The sequence below is a fragment of the Streptomyces sp. NPDC037290 genome, assembly GCF_055603245.1.
The window spans coordinates 749470-768038 of record NZ_JBVJVZ010000001.1; the positions used below are offsets into that span (position 1 = coordinate 749470).

Genomic DNA, 18569 nt, shown 5'->3' on the forward strand with positions numbered 1-18569 from the left:
GCGCCCTTCCATACGGACGTCGTCCCAGAGGTGTTCACCGGTCTCACAAATTCCTCGCAGAAACAGTGGAGTTGGCAGGTCAGCGGTCCCGGTCCAGATGGGCGAGGACCGCCAGCACGCGCCGGTTGTCGTCGTCCGACACCTCCAGGCCCAGTTTGGCGAAGATGTTGGAGGTGTGCTTGGCGACGGCCCGTTCCGTCACCACGAGCTGGGCCGCGATGCCCGCGTTCGACCGGCCCTGCGCCATCAGCTCCAGCACCTCCAGCTCCCGCGGCGTGAGGCGGCCGAGCGGCTGGTCGTCGGCCGCCCGCCGGGACAGCAGCTGCTGGATGACCTGCGGGTCCATCGCCGTACCGCCGGCCGCCACCCGGCGTACGGCGTCGATGAACTGCTCGGCGTCGAACACCCGGTCCTTGAGCAGATAGCCGATGCCGCCGGTGCCGTCGGCGAGCAGCTCGCGCGCGTACAGCTGTTCCACGTGCTGGGAGAGCACCAGCACCGGCAGCCCGGGCCGGGCCCGGCGGGCCGCGAGCGCGCACTGCAGGCCCTCGTCGGTGTGCGTGGGCGGCAGCCGTACGTCGACCACGGCCACGTCCGGGTCCAGCTCGGCGAGCGCCTCGGCCAGTTCGGGCCCGGACTCGACGGCGGCCGCGATCTCGAAACCGAAGGCCGTAAGCATCCGCACCAGCCCGTCGCGCAGCAGGAAGAGGTCTTCGGCTAGGACGACGCGCACGGGATCTCCATGGTCACCAGGGTGGGGCCGCCGACGGGGCTGCTGACGGCCAGGACGCCGTCGAATGTACCGAGCCGGCGTTCGACCCCGGCGAGTCCCGAGCCGGCGCCGACCGCCGCGCCGCCCGTGCCGTTGTCGGTGACGGTGATCCGCAGCCGGCCGTCGGTGTGGCGCAGGTCCACCCGGAGCCGTTCGGCGCCGGAGTGCTTGACGGCGTTGGTGAGCACCTCACTGACGGCGAAGTAGGCCGCCGACTCCACGGGCGCGTCCGCCCGGCCGGGCAGCTCCACGGTCACCTCCGTGGGCAGCGGCAGCCGCAGCGCCAACGCCCGTACGGCGTCGCCGAGTCCGCGTTCGGCGAGCACCGGCGGATGAATGCCGCGCACCAGGTCGCGCAGTTCCTCCAGGGCCTCGGCCGAGTTCCGGCGGGCCTGGGCGAGCAGCTTCTTCGCCTGGGCCGGGTCCTGTTCCACCAGCATCTCGATGGTGCCGAGGTCCATGCCCATGGCGACGAGGCGGGCCTGCGCCCCGTCGTGCAGGTCCCGCTCGATGCGCCGCAGTTCGGCGGCGGAGGTGTCCACCGCGTCCTGCCGGGTCTCGGTCAGCACCCGGATGCGTTCGGCGAGTTCGGCGTCACCGCCGAGCACGGCGCCGGTGAGCCGGAAGTGCACGGTCAGCAGCCGGGCGGTGTACCGGAAGGCCACGGCCAGGAGCACGGCAGCCAGCACGGCGGCGGCCAGCGCGGTCAGCGGTCCGTGGACCGGCACGAAGAGATACCAGTACGGGCCGTCCTCCACGCGCCACATCCCGGCCGCCACTGCGAACCCCTGGAGCGGGTAGAACACCAGCACCGCCGGCAGCAGCGCGGTGACGAAGCCCGCGGTCATGTGCACCGGCAGCCACCGCACGTCCCGTCGCACCTGAGGGTCGCGGAGCAGCGCGACGGTGCGCGTCCAGGGGCCGGCGCCGGTGGGGAGCGGCTGGTACACCGCCGGGATGCGGATCCCCCGCCACTCCTCGGCGAACCTCCGGTGGGCGTCCGCCAGCGCCCGTACGCCGGTCAGCACCGCGGGCGTGGTGACGAGCCCGATGCCGAGCGGGATGAGCACCACCGAGACGAGGGTCAGGGCGAAGAACGCCACACCGCAGGGCAGTACCACGATGGCCAGCACGAGCCCCCGTACGGCGTCCAGCACCACGCCCCGGGCCCGGGTGCGCAGGTCGTCTCTTGTCGCGTCGGTCGTCATGCCGCCAGTCTCACCGAGGGCGGCGTGCGGGTCACTCGCCCGAGGACCCCTCTTCGGGGGTGTCGCCAGGTACACCCCCGCCGCCGGCCAGCACCTTCGCCTCCACCTCCGGATCGACACCCTTGAACGTCCGGTCCGGCCGGACCGGCGCCACCCCGCCGATCCCGGTCAGCCACCGCCAGGTGTCCGCGACGGTCTCCGCGGCCGGCCGGCACACCAGCCCGGTGGCCAGCGCACGGGACACGTCGGTGCGGTGGGCGCAGGCGTACAGCTCAGTGTCTGGCGGCACCCACACCGGCAGCTCGGTCCACGGTTCGATCCCGGCGGCCAGGATCACCTCCGGGTCCGTCCAGCGCAGCCCGGCGTCCGCGCCGGTGACCCGGACACAGTGGTCGAGCAGCTCGCCCATGGTGCTGTGTCCCGGCGGCCCGACCAGGTCGTACGGCCCGCTCAGCGACTGTTCCGCCGCGCCGAGGAGCCAGCCGGCCAGGTCCCGGGCGTCGATGAACTGCACCGGCAGTTCGCGGGGCCCCGGGGCCAGCACCGGGCCGCCCCGGGCGATCCGGGTCAGCCACCAGGGCAGCCGGCCGACGTTCTCGTGCGGGCCGAGGATCAGCCCGGCCCGCACCAGCAGCGACTCCTCGGCACCGAATGCCTCGACGGCGGCCAGCTCACCGCCCCGTTTGTCGCGCGCGTAGTCGGTCGGACCGGCGTCGGCGGCGGCGCCCCCGACCGGCGTCCCGGCCTCCGCGACCCCGCCCAGGCTGGGCCAGGGCCAGGCGTACACGGACCGGCTGGAGACGTACACGTACCGCCCGGCACGGCCCCGCAGCAGCCGTGCCGCAGCGAGCACGGCACGGGGCTCTGCCGACCAGGTGTCGACCACGACGTCCCAGGTGCCGGGGTCGGCGGCGAGCGCGGCCAGGCCGTCCGGGGCGGTCCGGTCGCCGTGCAACGACCGTACGCCGGGCGGGGGTTGGCTTCGTCCCCGGTGGAATACGGTCACCTCCCAGCCGCGCCCCCGTGCCGCCTTGGCGACAGCCCGTCCCACGAACTCCGTACCGCCCAGCACCAGTAGCCTCATGCCGGTGATCCTGCCCGCTCCGGGCGCCCGGCGGTACGGGACTCTGCCGAGGGCAGAGCCGGGGGAGGGTCAGCGGGCGGTCGGCGGCGTGTACTTGTAGCCGACCCGGCGCACCGTCTGGATCGACTGACGGTGTTCGGCGCCCAGCTTGCGGCGCAGCCGGGCGATGTGCACGTCGACGGTGCGGCCGTCCCCGACGTGGCCGTAGCCCCACACCGTGGTGACCAGCTGGTCGCGGGTGTGCACCCGGTTCGGATGGGCCACCAGGTGCGCCAGCAGCTCGAACTCCAGGTAGGTGAGGTCGAGTTCCCGTCCGCCGACGTCGGCGGTGCGCTGCACCGGGTCGATCCGCACCAGCGGCGCGCCGTCCGTGTCCGGGGCCGCCTCCGGCTGGTCCGGCACCGCGACCGGCAGGAACGGCGGGTGCTGGTCGGCGGGGACCAGCACCAGGTAGCCGACCATCGGCGGCTGGCCGGGGAGGGTGGGCAGGGTGTGCTGCGGCGCGGGCAGCCAGGTGGCGCCCGGCGGCAGGAGGTCCGCGACGTCGACCACCTCGTCCCGGTCCACGGCGCGCAGCCGGTGCCGGGCGGGGGCGGTGAGGGTGGGGGCGGAGGAGAGAGAACGAGTGGTCGCCATGAGAGGTCAGCTCTTTCGCGCGAGAGGTTCGTCGGTGGGAACGACGGCCGCGATTCGTGGTCGGGCGCGCCGGAGGACGTACGTCGTTTCGCGCTGGCCGAAGGCCGGGGGTTACGGCTTTAGAGGGCCCGCGCGTTCATCGCGCGGCAACACACCCGGTCGAAGTCGTGGTGCTGACGGGAAGGCCAGAAGGGCTCGAGGTCATGGCGACCCGTCGCGGTGTACTTCTGGAAGCTGGCCATGCGCCCATTGAAGCAGACACCGGCGCCGGGCAGGAGTCTCCTCTCACTGCTTGGACGCTTCCTTGGCATGAAGTTGACGCGACGGGCACCCCGTCGGTACGCGACAGGGGCGCCCGCCGTGATGGCGGGCGCCCCTGTCGGAAACGAGGTGGATCAGACCTGGCCGGCCTTCTCCAGGGCGGAGCAGCAGGTGTCCACCAGCAGGCGGGTCACCACGTACGGGTCGACGTTGGCGTTCGGACGGCGGTCCTCGATGTAGCCCTTGCCGTCCTTCTCGACCTGCCACGGGATGCGGACCGAGGCACCGCGGTCGGACACGCCGTAGGAGTACTTGTCCCACGGGGCCGTCTCGTGCAGGCCCGTCAGACGCTCGTCGATGCCGGCGCCGTAGTTCTTGACGTGGTCCAGCGGCTTGGAGCCCTCGCCGAGCGACTCGCACGCGGTGATGATCGCGTCGTAGCCCTCGCGCATGGCCTTGGTGGAGAAGTTGGTGTGCGCGCCCGCGCCGTTCCAGTCGCCCTTGACCGGCTTGGGGTCGAGGGTCGCGGAGACGCCGAAGTCCTCGGCGGTGCGGTACAGCAGCCAGCGGGCCACCCACAGGTGGTCGGAGGCCTCCAGCGGGGAGACCGGGCCGACCTGGAACTCCCACTGGCCGGGCATGACCTCGGCGTTGATGCCGGAGATGGCGAGACCGGCCTTCAGGCAGTTGTCCAGGTGGGCCTCGACGATCTCGCGGCCGAAGATCTCGTCGGCGCCGACACCGCAGTAGTAGCCGCCCTGCGGGGCCGGGAAGCCGCCCTCGGGGAAGCCGAGGGGGCGGGAGCCGTCGAAGAAGGTGTACTCCTGCTCGATGCCGAAGATCGGCTCCTGCGCGGCGAACCGCTCGGCGACCTCGGCCAGTTCGGCGCGGGTGTTGGACGCGTGCGGCGTCATGTCGATGTCGAGGACCTCGCACAGGACGAGGATGTCGTCGCCGCCGCGGATCGGGTCCGGGCAGGTGAAGACCGGCTTCAGCACGCGGTCCGAGGAGTGGCCCTCGGCCTGGTTGGTGGAGGAGCCGTCGAAGCCCCAGATCGGCAGCGCGTCGAGACCGGCCGGGGTACCCGTGATGATCTTCGTCTTGGAACGGAGCTTGGCCGTCGGCGCGGTGCCGTCGATCCAGATGTACTCAGCCTTGAAGGTCACGGGGCCACATCCTTAGGGATAAGTCGGGTGCACTCGTCGTCGCGGGTGCTGCGGCGCTGCGGCACTGGGGCGCCGCTCGATCTGCCGGGCAGCCTGTCAACAGGCGATTTCCCGGCCGTTGCCCGTATGTGAACCCCGTGTTACCTGGCGGTTTTGTGTCACGGCTCACGTTGTGAGGTGCCGGAGGGTGAGGTATGCGCAGCGTCCGCCGCGGCTTTCCGGACCCCTTCGAGGAACTCCCGGACGGCGGCGCGCTGGTGGTCGTCGTAGCCGCGCAGCAGCTCCAGCGCACACTCGATCAGCGGCCCGAAGAAGGCCTGGCCGAGGGCCACGGCGCCGTCCGTCACCTCCACGACGACCTTCCGCCGGTCCGCCTTCCCGCGCACCCGCCGCACATGTCCTGCCCGCTCCAGCCGGTCCAGCAGCGCGGTCGTGCCCGCCGAGTTCAGCCCGAGCGCGGCCCCGAGCCGCCCGGCGGTCGTCTCCTCACCCGCCCGTCGCGCGTCCATCAGCGCGATCAGGGCGCGTACGTCCGTGGCGTGCATGCCGTTCTGCTGTGCGAACCGGGCACTGAGCAGGCCGAGTTCGACGGTGACGGCGCGCAGCAGGTGGACGGTCTCCATGCCGGATTGCATGCGGCGCCTCCGAAGCTATTATCTCGCTCAACGAATATCTCGCTGAACGAGATAATAGGGGGGTCACCGTGGCCGGATACGACAGCGAGGCCTTCGGGGCCGCGTACGACAAGGTGCTGGCGAAATGGCCCGCCGAGCGGGAGGCGCTGACGGTCGCCACGCCCTTCGGCGACACCCGCGTCAACGCCTGCGGCCCCCGGAAGGCGCCCCCGCTGCTCCTGCTGCCGGGCGGCGGCGGGGCCACTTCCGTCTCCTGGTACGCCCAGGCCGCCGAGCTGGGCCGGATCCGGCGGGTGTACGCGGTCGATGTGGCCGGCGCCCCCGGACGGAGCGGCCGGGCCGGCGACCGCCACCCCCGCACGGTCGCCGACCTGACGGCCTGGCTGGACGCCCTCCTGGACGGTCTGGGCGCCGGCTCGGCCGACCTGGGCGGCCACTCGTACGGCGGCTGGATCGCCCTGCACTACGCCCTGCGCGCCCCGGCCCGGGTGCGCCGCCTGTTCCTCCTGGACCCGACGCAGTGCTTCGCCGGATTCAAGGCGGCGTACCTGCTGCACGCGCTGCCGATGCTGCTGCGACCCTCCCCCCGCCGGGTCCGCGCCTTCCTGGAGTGGGAGAGCGGGGGAGCGGCCGTGGACCCGGACTGGCTCGCCCTCCAGGAGGCGGCCGCGGGCTTCCCGGCCGCGAAGCCGGTGACGGGCCCGCGCCCGGCGCCGGACGCGCTGCGGGCCCTGGACATCCGGGTCCTGCTGCTCGTGGCCGCGAACAGCAGGACCCATGACGCCCGCGAGGTGGCGGCCCGGGCGCAGGCGCTGCTGCCGCACGTGACGACCGCCGTGCTCGACGACGTCGCGCACCACGCGCTGCTGCAGGCGGCCCCACAGGTCCTGGCCCGCCACCTCACCGGCTTCCTGTCCGGTTCCTGAGTCTCACCCCACCTTCTCGATCACGGCGTGGCGGATGAGGAACTTGCCGGGCTCCCGGACCTGTTCGAAGGCCGCGTTGTTGAGCAGCACGCAGCTGCCGGAGACCGAGGTGACCTTCACCGTCGTGGACTTGTTGTTGTCCAGGTTGGTGACCTTCAGGGTCGTCCCGGCCGGGAACTGGTTGCTGGACGCGGCCGGGGCGCCGCCCTCGCCGGAGAGCGTGACCGTGGAGCCGTTGCAGACCTGCTGCCCGGAGCCCGCGGCGGCGGCTCCCGTGCCGGCGCCGCCCGCGTTGTCACCCGCGGCGGCGGACTGGGTGGGTGCCGCGCTCTGCTGGGCGCCGCCGGCCTGCTGTCCGGCGTTGTCCGCTCCCTGCGCCGCCTGGGAGCCCTGAGCCGACTCCCCAACGGTGCATCCGGCGGCCTTCTGCTGGACCTCGATCTGCTTGATGACCGCCTCGCGGTTGGCGATCCGGGCTGCCGACTGCGCGTCCGGATGAGCCTTCTGGTCCGTGATGAACTTGTCGTTGTTGCCGTGGGCCGTGGCCAGCCCCTGGCAGACGGTCGAGTCCCCGGCGGACAGTGTTTTCGCGTTGTGCGCGGGCTGGGCGGCGTTGGACGTGGTGGCCAGCGCGAAGGCCCCGCCGCCCGCCACCGCCGCGGCACTGACGAGCAGCGCGATCTTCTTCTTCGTGCCGAGAGTTCTCCTGCGCGACATGCGCGCCTCCTGAAGAGGTAGGGGAGCGTACGCCGCTATGTACGAGATACCGAACGAGGTTACTCAGCGGTTTCAGGAGTCGGTGAAGTGGCCTCTGTCACAGCGGAGTTGAGCCCTGCTCAGCTCTTGGTGTGCGTGAGGGCTTCCCGTACCGCCTCTTCCGTGCGGGCCACCAGGGCCGTTCCGTCGTCGGCGGTGATGATCGGGCGCTGGATGAGCCTCGGGTGTTCGGCGAGCGCGGTGATCCATCGCTCGCGCGCACTCGCGTCCCGCGCCCACTCCTTGAGCCCCAGTTCCCTGGCCTCGCCCTCCTGGGTGCGGGTGATGTCCCACGGCTCCAGGTTCAGCCGGTCGAGCACGGCCCTGATCTCGTCCTCGCTCGGCACGTCCTCCAGGTAGCGGCGGACGGTGTACTCGGCGCCCTCACTGTCGAGCAGGCTGATGGCGCTGCGGCACTTGGAGCAGGCCGGGTTGATCCAGATTTCCATGCGGCACACGGTACTCGCCCCCGGTTCTGTTCGATTTTCTGATGCCTCGGCAGTCCCACCTCGATCTGCTGTCACACCCGGCAATTACCCTCTTCACCTGGGCATTTGATGACCGTCCCGGACCTTTGATTGTCAGTGGCCGCCGGTAGACTGGAAGCAGTGTTCGAGACAGTCGCCGGAACCCCGGACGGCTGCCCTGACCGCGACAGGAGGATGCCCGTGCCCGCTGCCGCCCTGAAGCCGAAGCCGTTGCCCACCCAGTCCACCGTCCAGCACCCTGTGCTGTTCGACTCGCCGTACGAGCCCGTGACCAAGCGGCCGCTGCCGGCCGGACGGCCGCGCGAGTGGTACGTCACCCACAACCGCCGCCTGAAGGCCATGCGCCTGGCCATAGCCCTGCTCGACTCCGGGATCCACCAGCCGGCCCAGGCCCGCGACGAGACGATCCGCAGCACGGCCGAGGAGATCGGCATGCGCCCGCCCTCCGACACGACGTGCCACATGGTGCGCGCGTTCATGCGGTACAGCCGCTGACGCCGGCGCCGGGTGCCCCGTGTCCCTGGCGGCACCCGGCGCCGGAGGGCGTGCGGACCGCTCAGCCGTAACGCTCCAGCAGTCCGCGCACATACGCCTCCAGGCGCTCGCCCAGCACCTCGGGGCCCAGGTCCGTACGGCCCAGGGCGCGCCACGGCCCGGCCGGCTTGTCCGCGCCGGGGGCGTAGTGGAGCGCGTCCAGCAGCCGCCAGTGGAGATGGTCCCGGCCGTCGGCGAGACCATGGCCGCCCTGGCGCTCGTACCGGTCCCGGAAGGCCAGGCCGTGCTCCGGGCCGTGCAGCAGGGCCAGGGCGGTCGAGCAGTGCGCGACGTCGAGATCGGCGGGGCCCCAGGAGGTCTCGACCCAGTCGACGACCCCGCTGATCCGCGTGCTCCGGCCGTCGTCCGTGAAGAGCACGTTGCCCGGGTGGTAGTCCCGGTGCAGAAAGCGGCCCCGGTGCGGCGGCGGGTCCCGGCGGATCACCTCGACGGCCTCTTCCCACGGCTCCCCCGCCGGGGTCCGCACGCGTTCCGGTGACGTCCATGCCTGGTAGGTGCGCGGCCGTTCCCGGGGAACGACCGCGTGGATCCGTACCAGCTGGGCCGCCAGCAGATCGAGCCGGCGGTCCAGGGCCGTCCCGTCCGCGTCGTCCACCCGGACCCGGCCGGGCAGCCTGGTCATCAGCAGGGACGGGTGCTCGCAGTGCTCGGTGGCGGCGTCCACGGCGACCAGCGCCGGGGCCGGAACGCCCTCCTGGCCGGCGAGCAGCCCGAGGACCTCCGCCTCCCGGGACAGCAGCTCGGGGGCGTGCCGGCGGAAGAAGGGCTTCACGAAGCTGCGCAGCACCAGCTCCTCCCCGTTGTCGAGGGTGAGCGCGCGCATCTGCGACGACCAGCCGCCCTCGAGCGGCCGCGTGTCCACGACCGTACGTCCGGCGGGCAGCTGCTTGGCCACCCAGGCCCGGGTCGCCGACCAGCCCCGCGCTCCGTCGACCCCGCTCAGCAGGGCCGTCACGAACTCCCGTCGGTCCCCTGCGTGGTCACGGAACCAGAGCCCCAGGTGGTGATCCGCCGCGGCGAGTTCGAAGCGCGTGAACTGGGCCCGTGCCGCCAGCGCGTCCTGTACGGCCTCGGTCACGGCCGGCGGGATGACCGCGTCGGTGCCCGGTACCGCCAGCACCGCCCGGCCCTCGTAGGTGCCGAGCGCCTCCAGCGCCCGCGAACGCCGCCAGCTGTCCGGCGTGCGGATGATCTCGCTGAACCGGCCCCGGCCGTCCCCGAACGGCACCTCCCAGGCCTCGGGGGCGTAGACGGCGGGCGCGCACAGTCCGACGGCCGCGACCCGGGGGCCGTAGTGCCGTACCAGATCGGCGACCGTCTGGCCGCTCATGCTGAAGCCGACGAGGATCAGCGGGTCGTCCGCGGGTGCCCGCGCGTCCAGCACCGCCACGGCCTGCTCGAACCGTCTGCGCAGGCTCAGCTCCGCCCGTGCGCCCGTGCTCGCGCCGTGACCCGAGAAGTCGAACGCCATGGCGTGGCAGCCGTGCTCGGCGAACTCGGTGAGCAGGGGCAGGAGCCGCTCCTTGCTGCCGTTGCCCGCGCCGTGCAGCAGCACCGCCGTGGCCCGGCCCGGCGGGCCGGCGCTCACCACGCTGAGCCGTTCGCCGTCGAAGTCCTGCGTGAAAGACGGGAGTTCGTTCATGGGCGCCATTGACTCACGGCGGGGCCGGCGGGCGGAAAACGAGGTGCGGGCGTGGCGGCGCCCTCCCTACTCTGAACAAACGGCACGAAGCCGACACACTCCACCCCAGCCACCCTCACCTCACGGAGGAGGTCCGTCATGCGTGGCATCGTCGCGTCCGGGACGGTCGTCCTGGTGATCCTCGGAATCGGAAACCATCTGTGGTGGCTCGCCGCCGTCGCGCTGCTGTACCTGTACGCGACGCACGGACGCGGGTCGCCGGGCACCCCGCCACCGCCCGCCGGAGCGGGCACCCCGCCCGTGCCCGACAGCTATCGCGCCTACCGCGACCGCCGGGACCGCCAGGCGAGGTGGGAGCGCCGCTACCGGCGGGAGCGCCCCTTCGAGACCCGCCGTCAGGAGCGCGAGAAGAGCAGGTGAGCGCCGGCGCCCCCGGTCACAGACCGGGGGCGCCCCACACCGGGAACCAGCGGCTCAGGTCCTGCTCGATCCGCAGGTCGTTCGCCAGGGTCGCCTTCATCTGGAGTTCGAGCGCGCCGTCCCGGCGCTGTCCGGCGCCGGGCAGCGGGGCGAAGGGGTAGAAGGTGCCCCGTTTGTAGAGGTAGACCAGCGCCAGTTTGCGGCCGTCGTCGGCCGTGAAGCCGGCCAGTGAGCACAGCAGCTGCGGGCCGAAACCGTTGACCTCCATCGCGCTGTTCACCGCGTGCAGGTCGTTGACCAGCTCCGGCAGCTGGTCCGGCGAGCGCTCGGAGACCAGCCAGGAGTAGCCGTAGTCGTCCCTGCGCAGCTCCACCGGCGGTCCGGTGCGGTCGGTGTCCGCGTCCAGGAGCGCCTGCACCTCCCGGTGGGTCTGCTCAAAGGCCGCACCCTCCACCGTGGCGAAGCACACCGCTCCGCCCCCGGTCGGGGCGAAACCGGCCGCGGCCTCAAGGGTCACGGCCGCCGAGGGCAGCGCGAAGAGCTGGTCGAGATCGGGTGCGACCGGCTTCGTACGGCCCAGCAGGATGTCCAGCAGCCCCAACGCTCAGCCCGCCTTCCGTGGTGCCATGGGCTCAGCCCGCCTTCCCGGGGGTGGCGGCCTCGCCCAGCTCCGCCGAGATCCGGCCCAGCTGCGTGAGGCGCTGCTCCAGGGTCGGATGCGTGGAGAAGAACCGCTCGATGCCGGGCTCCTTGCCGGTCGCCGGGGTGAAGTAGAAGGCGTTGAAGGCCTGGGCGGTGCGCAGGTCCTTGGTCGGGATCCGGGCGATGTCCCCGGAGACCTTGGTGAGCGCCGACGCGAGCGCCGAGGGGCGCCCGGTCAGGTGCGCCGCCGCCCGGTCGGCCGCCAGCTCACGGTAGCGGGACAGCGCCCGGATCAGCAGGAAGCTGATCGCGTACACCGCAGCCGAGACACCCATGATCGCGGCGAAGACGGCGGCCGTGTTCTGGTCCCTGCGGCCCCCGCCGAAGACCTGGGAGTAGAAGGCGAAGCGCACGATCAGGCCCGCCAGCACACCGAGGAAGGACGCGATCGTGATCACGGCGACGTCCTTGTGCGCCACGTGCGACAGCTCGTGCGCCAGCACGCCCTCCAGCTCGGCGGGCTCCAGCCGCCGTAGCAGCCCCGTGGTCACGCAGACCACCGCGTGGTCGGGGTTCCGGCCGGTCGCGAACGCGTTCGGCATGTCCATGTCGGACACCGCGACCACCGGTTTGGGCATGTCCGCGAGCCCGCACAGCCGGTCGACCACCGCGTGCAGCTCCGGATACTCCTCGCGCTCCACGACCCGGCCGTGCATCGCGAACATGGCGATCCGGTCGGAGAACCAGAACTGCGCCACGAACATCGCCCCGACCACCACGACGACCAGCACCCAGGACTTCAGCAGCGCGATCAGCGCGGCGACGAAGCCCACGTAGAGCAGACCGAGCAGGAACATCGTGAGACCCATGCGCACGGTCAGCCGTCGGTCGCTCCGGAAGCGGCTCTGCATCTTGCATCACCCCGCAGTCAGGCACTCGTCCCGCTGTCCAGTGTGCACCTGCCGATTCCCATGAAGTGGTTCCGAACGGCCCTAGGGGCAGCAAAACGTAACCGGTGGGCCGCCTAGTACGACGAGCCGAACTGCAGCAGCCCGATCAGCACCATGACCGCGAGCACGCAGCCGAGGACCATGGCCGTCGACGCCCACGACGCCCGGCGCGCCACCGGTTTTGGGTCGGCGCGGAAGGGCGCCGGATTCGGCGGGTTCTCCTTCCAGCGGGCGGCGAGCATCCGGGCCCGGGCCGAGGGCTCCTTGTGCTCGGCGGAATTCGCCCAGCGATGATCGAACTCCCGCTCCCAGTTGTCGCTTTCCGTCATCCCCGTTCAACCTCTCTCGTCGGACAGAGCCAGGGGGATGATCCCCCAAGAGTAGGAAGCGTGGGAAGCGGCAAAGGTTGCCCAGGATGCTGGGTCGATGCCGGACGGCTAGCATTTATCACAGAGCCGCACCGCGGGGTGCCCATCGTCGTATGCCCCCGCTTTCCCCTACCCGTGCGGCACCCTCTACGACCGCGCCGGACTCTTCACTCCGAGGTCGCGGCCATCCGTCTCGTGCCCGGAAAGCCGCACGAGGGGTGGAAGGAAGGTGGATCCATGAAGGCACATCGCGTGAGGCGTCTCGCCGCAGCGTCCGCCATCGGCGTCCTGATGGCGAGCGGACTGGCGATCGGCACCGCAGGCACCGCGTCGGCAGCCACCCCGAACCAGGTCACCACCAACCGTGGCTGCTTCTACGGCGGGTGGAACTGCTACGGCTTCGGCAACGGCTTCTTCAACAACGGCTTCTACGGCGGCTACGGCGGCTACGGCTTCGGCAACTCCGTCGTGGTGGTCGTGGTGCCCTGACGGAGCCGCGGCGCCCTGACCGCGGCGGCACCCGGACCACGGTGCCCTGACCGCGGCCACACCCGGACACGGGCGAGGGCCGCCACCCGGAAATCTCCGGATGGCGGCCCTCAACGCTGTCTGCCGGGCGGCGTCGGCGGCCCTCCATGGTTCCGCGGAAAGGCCCGGGGCCGATCTCGTCAAATATGGTTGTTTGAATTTCGCGTGGTATGCATCACCCGCTTGGGCTGATCTCAATCCGACTTCGCAGCAGCACTGGAGTCAACGGAGCCCGCAGAGGGAGTTGCGGATGGCTTCTCAGCAGTACCACCAGCTCGGGGGGAATGAGAAGTCTGTTGCCTGGCTCTGGGATGTGATCGATGTGGCAACGGGGCAGAGGTCCTGGGCTGCGGTGTCCGGACTGGTATCACGCGTCTTCCGTTCGAAGTTCGCAATATCTTCATTTGTTCGAGAAATGAGCTGCAGTGTTTCCGTGCCGGCACCGGCCAGGTCCTGCAGACATGGCGCGGAGGTGGGCGGGCAGTTTGAAATGGCCTGCCCGCTGCTTGCGGCAGCGTCACATGCCGGAGGGGTTGGCTGTTCCTCGCCCTGGGAACAGGGGTCCGGGATGATGGCCGTGGCGCCGAAGGCGCGGACTTGCCCCAGGACGAGGTGGCCGGGTTTGGTGACGGTTACGTAGCGCCAGATTCCCGGTGGGGCGGGGCAATCGTAGCTGGACTGGTAGGGCAGGGGAGCGGCACCGATGACACAGGCGAGGGTGTGGTCTTGTGACATGCCGCGGAAGTTGGACACCCAGATCTGGAGGTCCCGCCTTTCGTCCGGGTTGTCGACACCGTCCTGGCGAAAGAGGATCTGGATCTTCGACAGGGGGTAAGGAGCGCCGAGGTCGACCTGCCACCAGGCTGAGGGGTCATCGCCGGCCGATGCAAAGGGGGTGCTGTAGGGGCCGTTTCCAGGCGTGGTGATCCGGTCGTTGTTGGCCTGGGCCGGCGCGTACTGCGCTGAGTAGGTGCTGGAGGCTGTGGCGGGCCGTGCGTAGGCGAGGTTGTGCTGCTGCCCGCCCTTCCTGATCCCGGTGTACGCCGGCTCGAGGCCGGCGTCGTCCATGATGGCCTTGGCTTCGGCGTTCCAATTCCCTTCCGTGACTCCGGTGGTGTTGCTGGACACGGTATTGGTGCCGGGCGGGGTAGTGAAGATGTCGCCCGCATCGGCGCCTGCGTAGTTGTTCTGCACCGTGTTGTGCTCCGCGACAGGCAGTGCCATCGACTGTACGAAGAGCCAGGCGGGTGCGTAGCCATTCACTACGTTGTGTTCCACGTGCCAGTAGCTGGATCCCTGATCCATGTACAGTGCCGCGTATCGCTGGGAGTCGTTCTCGACGTGGTTCCCGGTCATCGTGGAGGGCGGAGAGGCTCCCTGGGTCCCGACCACGTAGATGGGACCGCCGTCCTCGAGCGCTGACGTCATGACATCGTGGACGAAGTTGGAATCGACGTGGTTGTCGACCATGGGCTGGGACGATGCGACGCCCCAGCCCCAGCCCAGTGAAATACCTGTATAGGGGGTGTCCCACACTTCGTTGTGGGTGATCTGGGTGTGCTTGACCCAGGTGGCCAGAATTCCGACCCCGCCAGAGTATTCGGTGGCCACGTTGTGGACGTAGTTGTCGCGGACCGAGTACCCGGACTCCAATGTGTCTGGCGGGGTGTAGTTCGTGCCGTCGCCGATCTGGATGCCATTGGACGCGACATCGGTGATCACGTTGCCGGTGACGGTGTTGTTCTGGCCACCCCCGTCGAAGCCGAGGCCGCCGCCGCCGAGATGGGTGAATGTGTTCCCGGCGAACGTGACGTCGTTGCAGGAGTGACAGGCCACGTTCGCCGGAAGCGGCTTCGTGTGGGCGGAGGGGTCCTGAGTCCGGGTGAAGAGCACGTTGGCTTGCAGATCAGCGAGCCCCTGGTCGCCGAGCAGCCAGGTGGCGTGCTCGAAACTCAGGCCGGTGAAACGCATGTGTTCCACTGGGCTGTCCGGCGTACCGGCCAGTTCCATGAGCGTCTGCAACTTTCCGGCGATCACTGTGGCAGTCCGCATGTCCTGGCCGTTCTGCGGAATGTAGTAGATCACCCCGGCGCTGGTATCCAGATAGAATTGCCCCGGTGAACTGAGCAGTGCGTAGTTGTTCTCCACGGCGGTCGGCACTGTGACTCGGTTGATGCCGGCCACGTTGGCGTAGCAGGCATTGTTCATGGTGACCGTGCCGCCGGCGATCGAGGAAACCGGGCAGACCGAATACGTCCAGCCGCGATGTGACGCGGAATGGCTGTACACGACGTCGACACTGCCCGTGTCATGCCAGGTATTGGGCACGGCGCTGGTGTACGTGAAGCCGGCGCCCGTCTGCTGCATCGACCCGAAGACCGTACTCGCCGGCATACTCGCGACGGTGGCGCGGCGGCCGTTCACATAGAGTTGCCGAGTCCTCAGACCAGCCGGGGCGGGAGCCATCCAGATGTTTTTCGCCGCGTCATGAAGACTCCAGCCGGTGACGGCGACACCGCCGCTGAGGATCACCTTCTGCCCCGGCGATGCCCTGTAAATGACATCGTGGCCGTTCTGGCCCGAGTCGGACGACCCAAACGCAAGAGTGGACGAAAGCTGATACGTACCAGCCTGTAACTCCACAACCAGATCACCTGTCATGGCGGAGGTCCGCTGTTCCACAGCTGACTTCGCCGTCTCCAATGCACACGGAACCGACGGCGTACAGGCCGACCCGCTCCCACCGGGAGAGACGTAATACGTCACCGGCACCGCGGCGTCCGCAGCGCCCGCGGTACAACCCAGTGATAACGACAGCTCAACAACCAGAACGGACAACCAGACGACCGCGCGTCGGAAAGCCGAAACATCGCTCTGCAGCATCCGCAACCACTCTTTTCAGGTCTTCTGCACCCTTTTAAATATGAGAGCGTCCTTGGGTCAATATGACGCTGACGGCGGGGCGCTCGGGGCTGTAAATCGTTCGGCTCTTTCGAGACGATTCGGCTCTGGCTCACATCCGTTACCACCGGATGTGAGCCAGAGCCAAATGAACGGTGACCAGGGTGGTCGGGTTATTGGGGCCTGAGCAGTTTGGCGGTCTTGCCCCGTCCTGGCGTGCGCTCACGGCGCGGATCGCACGCAGGCCTCCCCTGAGGAAACCCGCGGTGGAGGACGCCTGACGGACACGAAAGGCCGTCGGCCGGCTCTCCTGGGGGGAGAGCCGGCCGACGGCCCACAGATGGTCCAGGGGAGCGGAAGCCCGCCTGGCCTTAGCGATATCACACGTCGAAGTACAGCTCGAACTCGTGCGGGTGCGGGCGCAGCTGCAGCGGGGCGATCTCGTTGGTGCGCTTGAAGTCGATCCACGTCTCGATCAGGTCCGGCGTGAAGACGTCGCCCTGGAGGAGGAACTCGTGGTCGGCCTCGAGCGAGTCGAGGACGGCCGGAAGCGAGGTCGGGACCTGGGCGACGTTCGCGTGCTCCTCGGGAGCCAGCTCGTACAGGTCCTTGTCGATCGGCTCGGCCGGCTCGATCTTGTTCTTGATGCCGTCCAGGCCCGCCAGCAGCAGGGCCGAGAAGGCCAGGTACGGGTTGCCGGAGGAGTCCGGGGCGCGGAACTCGACTCGCTTGGCCTTCGGGTTCGAACCGGTGATCGGGATACGCATCGCGGCGGAGCGGTTGCGCTGCGAGTACACCAGGTTGATCGGCGCCTCGAAGCCCGGCACCAGACGGTGGTACGAGTTCACCGTCGGGTTGGTGAAGGCCAGCAGCGACGGGGCGTGCTTGAGGATGCCGCCGATGTAGTAGCGGGCGGTGTCCGACAGGCCCGCGTAACCGGCCTCGTCGTAGAACAGCGGGTCGCCGTTGCTCCACAGCGACTGGTGCACGTGCATGCCCGAGCCGTTGTCACCGAAGATCGGCTTCGGCATGAAGGTCGCGGTCTTGCCGTTGCGCCAGGCCACGTTCTTCACGATGTACTTGAAGAGCTGCAGGTCGTCGGCGGCGGCGAGCAGGGTGTTGAACTTGTAGTTGATCTCCGCCTGGCCGGCGGTGCCGACCTCGTGGTGCTGGCGCTCGACCTTCAGGCCGGACCGCTCCAGCTCCAGGGAGATCTCGGCGCGCAGGTCGGCGAAGTGGTCGACCGGGGCAACCGGGAAGTAGCCGCCCTTGTAGCGGACCTTGTAACCGCGGTTGTTCTCCACCGCACCGGTGTTCCAGGCGCCCGCCTCGGAGTCGATGTGGTAGAAGGACTCGTTCGCGGACGTGGCGAAACGGACGCTGTCGAAGACGTAGAACTCGGCCTCGGGACCGAAGTACGCGGTGTCCGCGATACCGGTCGACGCGAGGTACGCCTCGGCCTTCTTCGCCACGTTGCGCGGGTCACGGGAGTACTGCTCGCCCGTGATCGGGTCGTGGATGAAGAAGTTGATGTTGAGGGTCTTGTCCCGGCGGAACGCGTCGACACGCGCGGTGGACAGGTCGGCACGCAGAGCCATGTCGGACTCGTGAATGGCCTGGAAGCCGCGGATCGACGATCCGTCGAAGGCCAGCTCCTCGTCCGGGTCGAACGCCTCAACGGGCACCGTGAAGTGCTGCATGACGCCCGGCAGGTCGCAGAAGCGGACGTCGATGAACTTGACGTCCTCGTCCGCGATGAACTTCTTGGCCTCGTCGGCGTTCTGGAACATCCAGCTCCTCCTACTCCCGACCGTCCTCGCCGGGGTGGTAGATCGTTCGTGCGGCCAGTGCGGTGGCACACGCTGGTCTCGACCCTAGGGACGGGTGATTTCTCGGGCGTGACCCGTTTGTTTCGCAGAAGTTAACCGGCCACGGTTCCACCCTAGCCCCGGGACACCCCGCCGTACCCGGGTCATTTCGGGCACAGTACCGTGGTCGCGTGGACAACAGGCAAGCACTCGGATCGTGGCTCTCCGGGCCTCGCGCGGCCATGGAAGAGGCGGGCGCGGGCTTCGGGTACCGGGGCGAACAGCTCGGTCTGCCCCAGGAGGGCCCGAACTCGATCGCCCGGCCCGGCCGGCGCGTCGGCGCGCTCGCCGTGGACTGGGGGCTGAGCGTCCTGATCGCATACGGCCTGATCACGAGCGGCTACAAGGTCCCGGCAACGAGCAACTGGGCGCTCGGGGTGTTCCTGCTGATGAGCGTGCTGACCGTCGGCACGATCGGCTTCACTCCGGGCAAACGGCTCTTCGGCATCCGGGTGGTGGCCCTTGAGACCGGCACGGTCAACCCGCTGCGGGCCGTGTTGCGCACGATCCTGCTCTGCCTCGCGATTCCGGCGCTGATCTGGGACCGGGACGGCCGGGGGCTGCACGACCGGCTGGCGAAGACCGTCGAGGTACGGATGTGAGCCGGCGCCGCTGAGCCACGGGCCCGTCGCTCGCCTGGGCCTGTCCCGGGGGGGGGGGGGGGGGGGGCGGGGGGAGGGACGCCAGGCCCGGAGTCCCCGGTATGAAGACCGCGTCCATGCCCGGGGCGGGCCCTAATGCGGAGAATGATCCGTATGCCCCT

General features: G+C 69.9%; 19 protein-coding genes. 5 read left to right on the forward strand and 14 right to left on the reverse strand.

Annotated features, from left to right (window positions below):
* Positions 1-79 precede the first annotated feature (79 nt).
* From ACZ7HQ_RS03445 to ACZ7HQ_RS03470, 6 genes are all read right to left on the reverse strand, one after another.
* A complete protein-coding gene (locus ACZ7HQ_RS03445) occupies positions 80-733 on the reverse strand; it encodes a LuxR C-terminal-related transcriptional regulator (RefSeq protein ID WP_470984049.1) in 654 nt (217 codons plus the stop codon).
* Positions 718-1980, reverse strand: coding sequence for a sensor histidine kinase (locus ACZ7HQ_RS03450; RefSeq protein WP_470984052.1), 1263 nt, complete (start codon positions 1978-1980; stop codon positions 718-720). The genes ACZ7HQ_RS03445 and ACZ7HQ_RS03450 overlap by 16 nt, the downstream gene beginning before the upstream one ends.
* Before the next feature lie 31 nt (positions 1981-2011).
* Positions 2012-3064, reverse strand: coding sequence for an NAD-dependent epimerase/dehydratase family protein (locus ACZ7HQ_RS03455; RefSeq protein ID WP_470984055.1), 1053 nt, complete (start codon positions 3062-3064; stop codon positions 2012-2014).
* 69 nt (positions 3065-3133) lie between these two features.
* On the reverse strand, positions 3134-3700 hold the full coding sequence (locus tag ACZ7HQ_RS03460; protein WP_470984058.1) for a winged helix-turn-helix domain-containing protein: 567 nt from the start codon (positions 3698-3700) through the stop codon (positions 3134-3136).
* Positions 3701-4095: 395 nt separating this feature from the next.
* The gene (gene glnII, locus ACZ7HQ_RS03465; protein ID WP_470984060.1) at positions 4096-5127 is read right to left on the reverse strand and encodes a glutamine synthetase; all 1032 of its coding nucleotides are present in this window, start codon (positions 5125-5127) and stop codon (positions 4096-4098) included.
* Between the two features lie 158 nt (positions 5128-5285).
* Positions 5286-5750, reverse strand: coding sequence for a MarR family winged helix-turn-helix transcriptional regulator (locus ACZ7HQ_RS03470; protein WP_470984063.1), 465 nt, complete (start codon positions 5748-5750; stop codon positions 5286-5288).
* Between the two features lie 80 nt (positions 5751-5830).
* On the opposite strand from ACZ7HQ_RS03470, the gene ACZ7HQ_RS03475 reads away from it, so the two are divergent.
* A complete protein-coding gene (locus ACZ7HQ_RS03475; protein ID WP_470984065.1) occupies positions 5831-6688 on the forward strand; it encodes an alpha/beta fold hydrolase in 858 nt (285 codons plus the stop codon).
* Positions 6689-6691: 3 nt separating this feature from the next.
* Here ACZ7HQ_RS03475 and ACZ7HQ_RS03480 read toward each other — a convergent pair whose 3' ends face one another.
* Both ACZ7HQ_RS03480 and ACZ7HQ_RS03485 read right to left on the reverse strand, forming a co-directional pair.
* Positions 6692-7405, reverse strand: a complete 714-nt coding sequence (locus ACZ7HQ_RS03480; RefSeq protein ID WP_470984067.1) for a hypothetical protein — start codon at positions 7403-7405, stop codon at positions 6692-6694.
* Positions 7406-7524: 119 nt separating this feature from the next.
* Positions 7525-7893 carry an ArsC/Spx/MgsR family protein gene (locus tag ACZ7HQ_RS03485; protein ID WP_470984070.1) on the reverse strand — a complete coding sequence of 123 codons (369 nt, stop codon included), beginning with the start codon at positions 7891-7893 and terminating at the stop codon, positions 7525-7527.
* Positions 7894-8112: 219 nt separating this feature from the next.
* On the opposite strand from ACZ7HQ_RS03485, the gene ACZ7HQ_RS03490 reads away from it, so the two are divergent.
* Positions 8113-8427 carry a hypothetical protein gene (locus ACZ7HQ_RS03490; RefSeq protein ID WP_470984072.1) on the forward strand — a complete coding sequence of 105 codons (315 nt, stop codon included), beginning with the start codon at positions 8113-8115 and terminating at the stop codon, positions 8425-8427.
* 61 nt (positions 8428-8488) lie between these two features.
* On the opposite strand, the gene ACZ7HQ_RS03495 is transcribed toward ACZ7HQ_RS03490, so the two are convergent.
* Complete coding sequence (locus ACZ7HQ_RS03495) at positions 8489-10129, reverse strand: alpha/beta fold hydrolase (protein WP_470984074.1); 1641 nt, start codon at positions 10127-10129, stop codon at positions 8489-8491.
* A 138-nt stretch (positions 10130-10267) separates the two neighbouring features.
* On the opposite strand from ACZ7HQ_RS03495, the gene ACZ7HQ_RS03500 reads away from it, so the two are divergent.
* A complete protein-coding gene (locus tag ACZ7HQ_RS03500) occupies positions 10268-10549 on the forward strand; it encodes a hypothetical protein (RefSeq protein WP_470984076.1) in 282 nt (93 codons plus the stop codon).
* Positions 10550-10565: 16 nt separating this feature from the next.
* On the opposite strand, the gene pspAB is transcribed toward ACZ7HQ_RS03500, so the two are convergent.
* The 3 genes from pspAB to ACZ7HQ_RS03515 all read right to left on the reverse strand — a co-directional run bounded on the left by pspAB (position 10566) and on the right by ACZ7HQ_RS03515 (position 12470).
* Positions 10566-11150: a PspA-associated protein PspAB gene (pspAB, locus tag ACZ7HQ_RS03505; protein ID WP_470984078.1), complete on the reverse strand. Its 585-nt coding sequence runs from the start codon at positions 11148-11150 to the stop codon at positions 10566-10568.
* Positions 11151-11181: 31 nt separating this feature from the next.
* On the reverse strand, positions 11182-12102 hold the full coding sequence (gene htpX / locus ACZ7HQ_RS03510; RefSeq protein ID WP_470984080.1) for a zinc metalloprotease HtpX: 921 nt from the start codon (positions 12100-12102) through the stop codon (positions 11182-11184).
* Between the two features lie 113 nt (positions 12103-12215).
* Positions 12216-12470, reverse strand: a complete 255-nt coding sequence (locus ACZ7HQ_RS03515) for an SCO2583/SCO2584 N-terminal domain-containing protein (protein ID WP_470984083.1) — start codon at positions 12468-12470, stop codon at positions 12216-12218.
* 276 nt (positions 12471-12746) lie between these two features.
* On the opposite strand from ACZ7HQ_RS03515, the gene ACZ7HQ_RS03520 reads away from it, so the two are divergent.
* Positions 12747-12998 (forward strand): hypothetical protein, encoded by a 252-nt coding sequence (locus tag ACZ7HQ_RS03520; protein WP_470984085.1) that lies wholly within the window; start codon positions 12747-12749, stop codon positions 12996-12998.
* Positions 12999-13295: 297 nt separating this feature from the next.
* Here the strand turns inward: ACZ7HQ_RS03520 and ACZ7HQ_RS03525 are convergent, their stop codons facing one another.
* Both ACZ7HQ_RS03525 and glnA read right to left on the reverse strand, forming a co-directional pair.
* Complete coding sequence (locus ACZ7HQ_RS03525; protein WP_470984087.1) at positions 13296-15920, reverse strand: discoidin domain-containing protein; 2625 nt, start codon at positions 15918-15920, stop codon at positions 13296-13298.
* A 398-nt stretch (positions 15921-16318) separates the two neighbouring features.
* On the reverse strand, positions 16319-17728 hold the full coding sequence (gene glnA / locus ACZ7HQ_RS03530) for a type I glutamate--ammonia ligase (RefSeq protein ID WP_191871237.1): 1410 nt from the start codon (positions 17726-17728) through the stop codon (positions 16319-16321).
* Between the two features lie 209 nt (positions 17729-17937).
* On the opposite strand from glnA, the gene ACZ7HQ_RS03535 reads away from it, so the two are divergent.
* A complete protein-coding gene (locus tag ACZ7HQ_RS03535) occupies positions 17938-18408 on the forward strand; it encodes an RDD family protein (RefSeq protein ID WP_470984089.1) in 471 nt (156 codons plus the stop codon).
* Positions 18409-18569 lie beyond the last annotated feature (161 nt).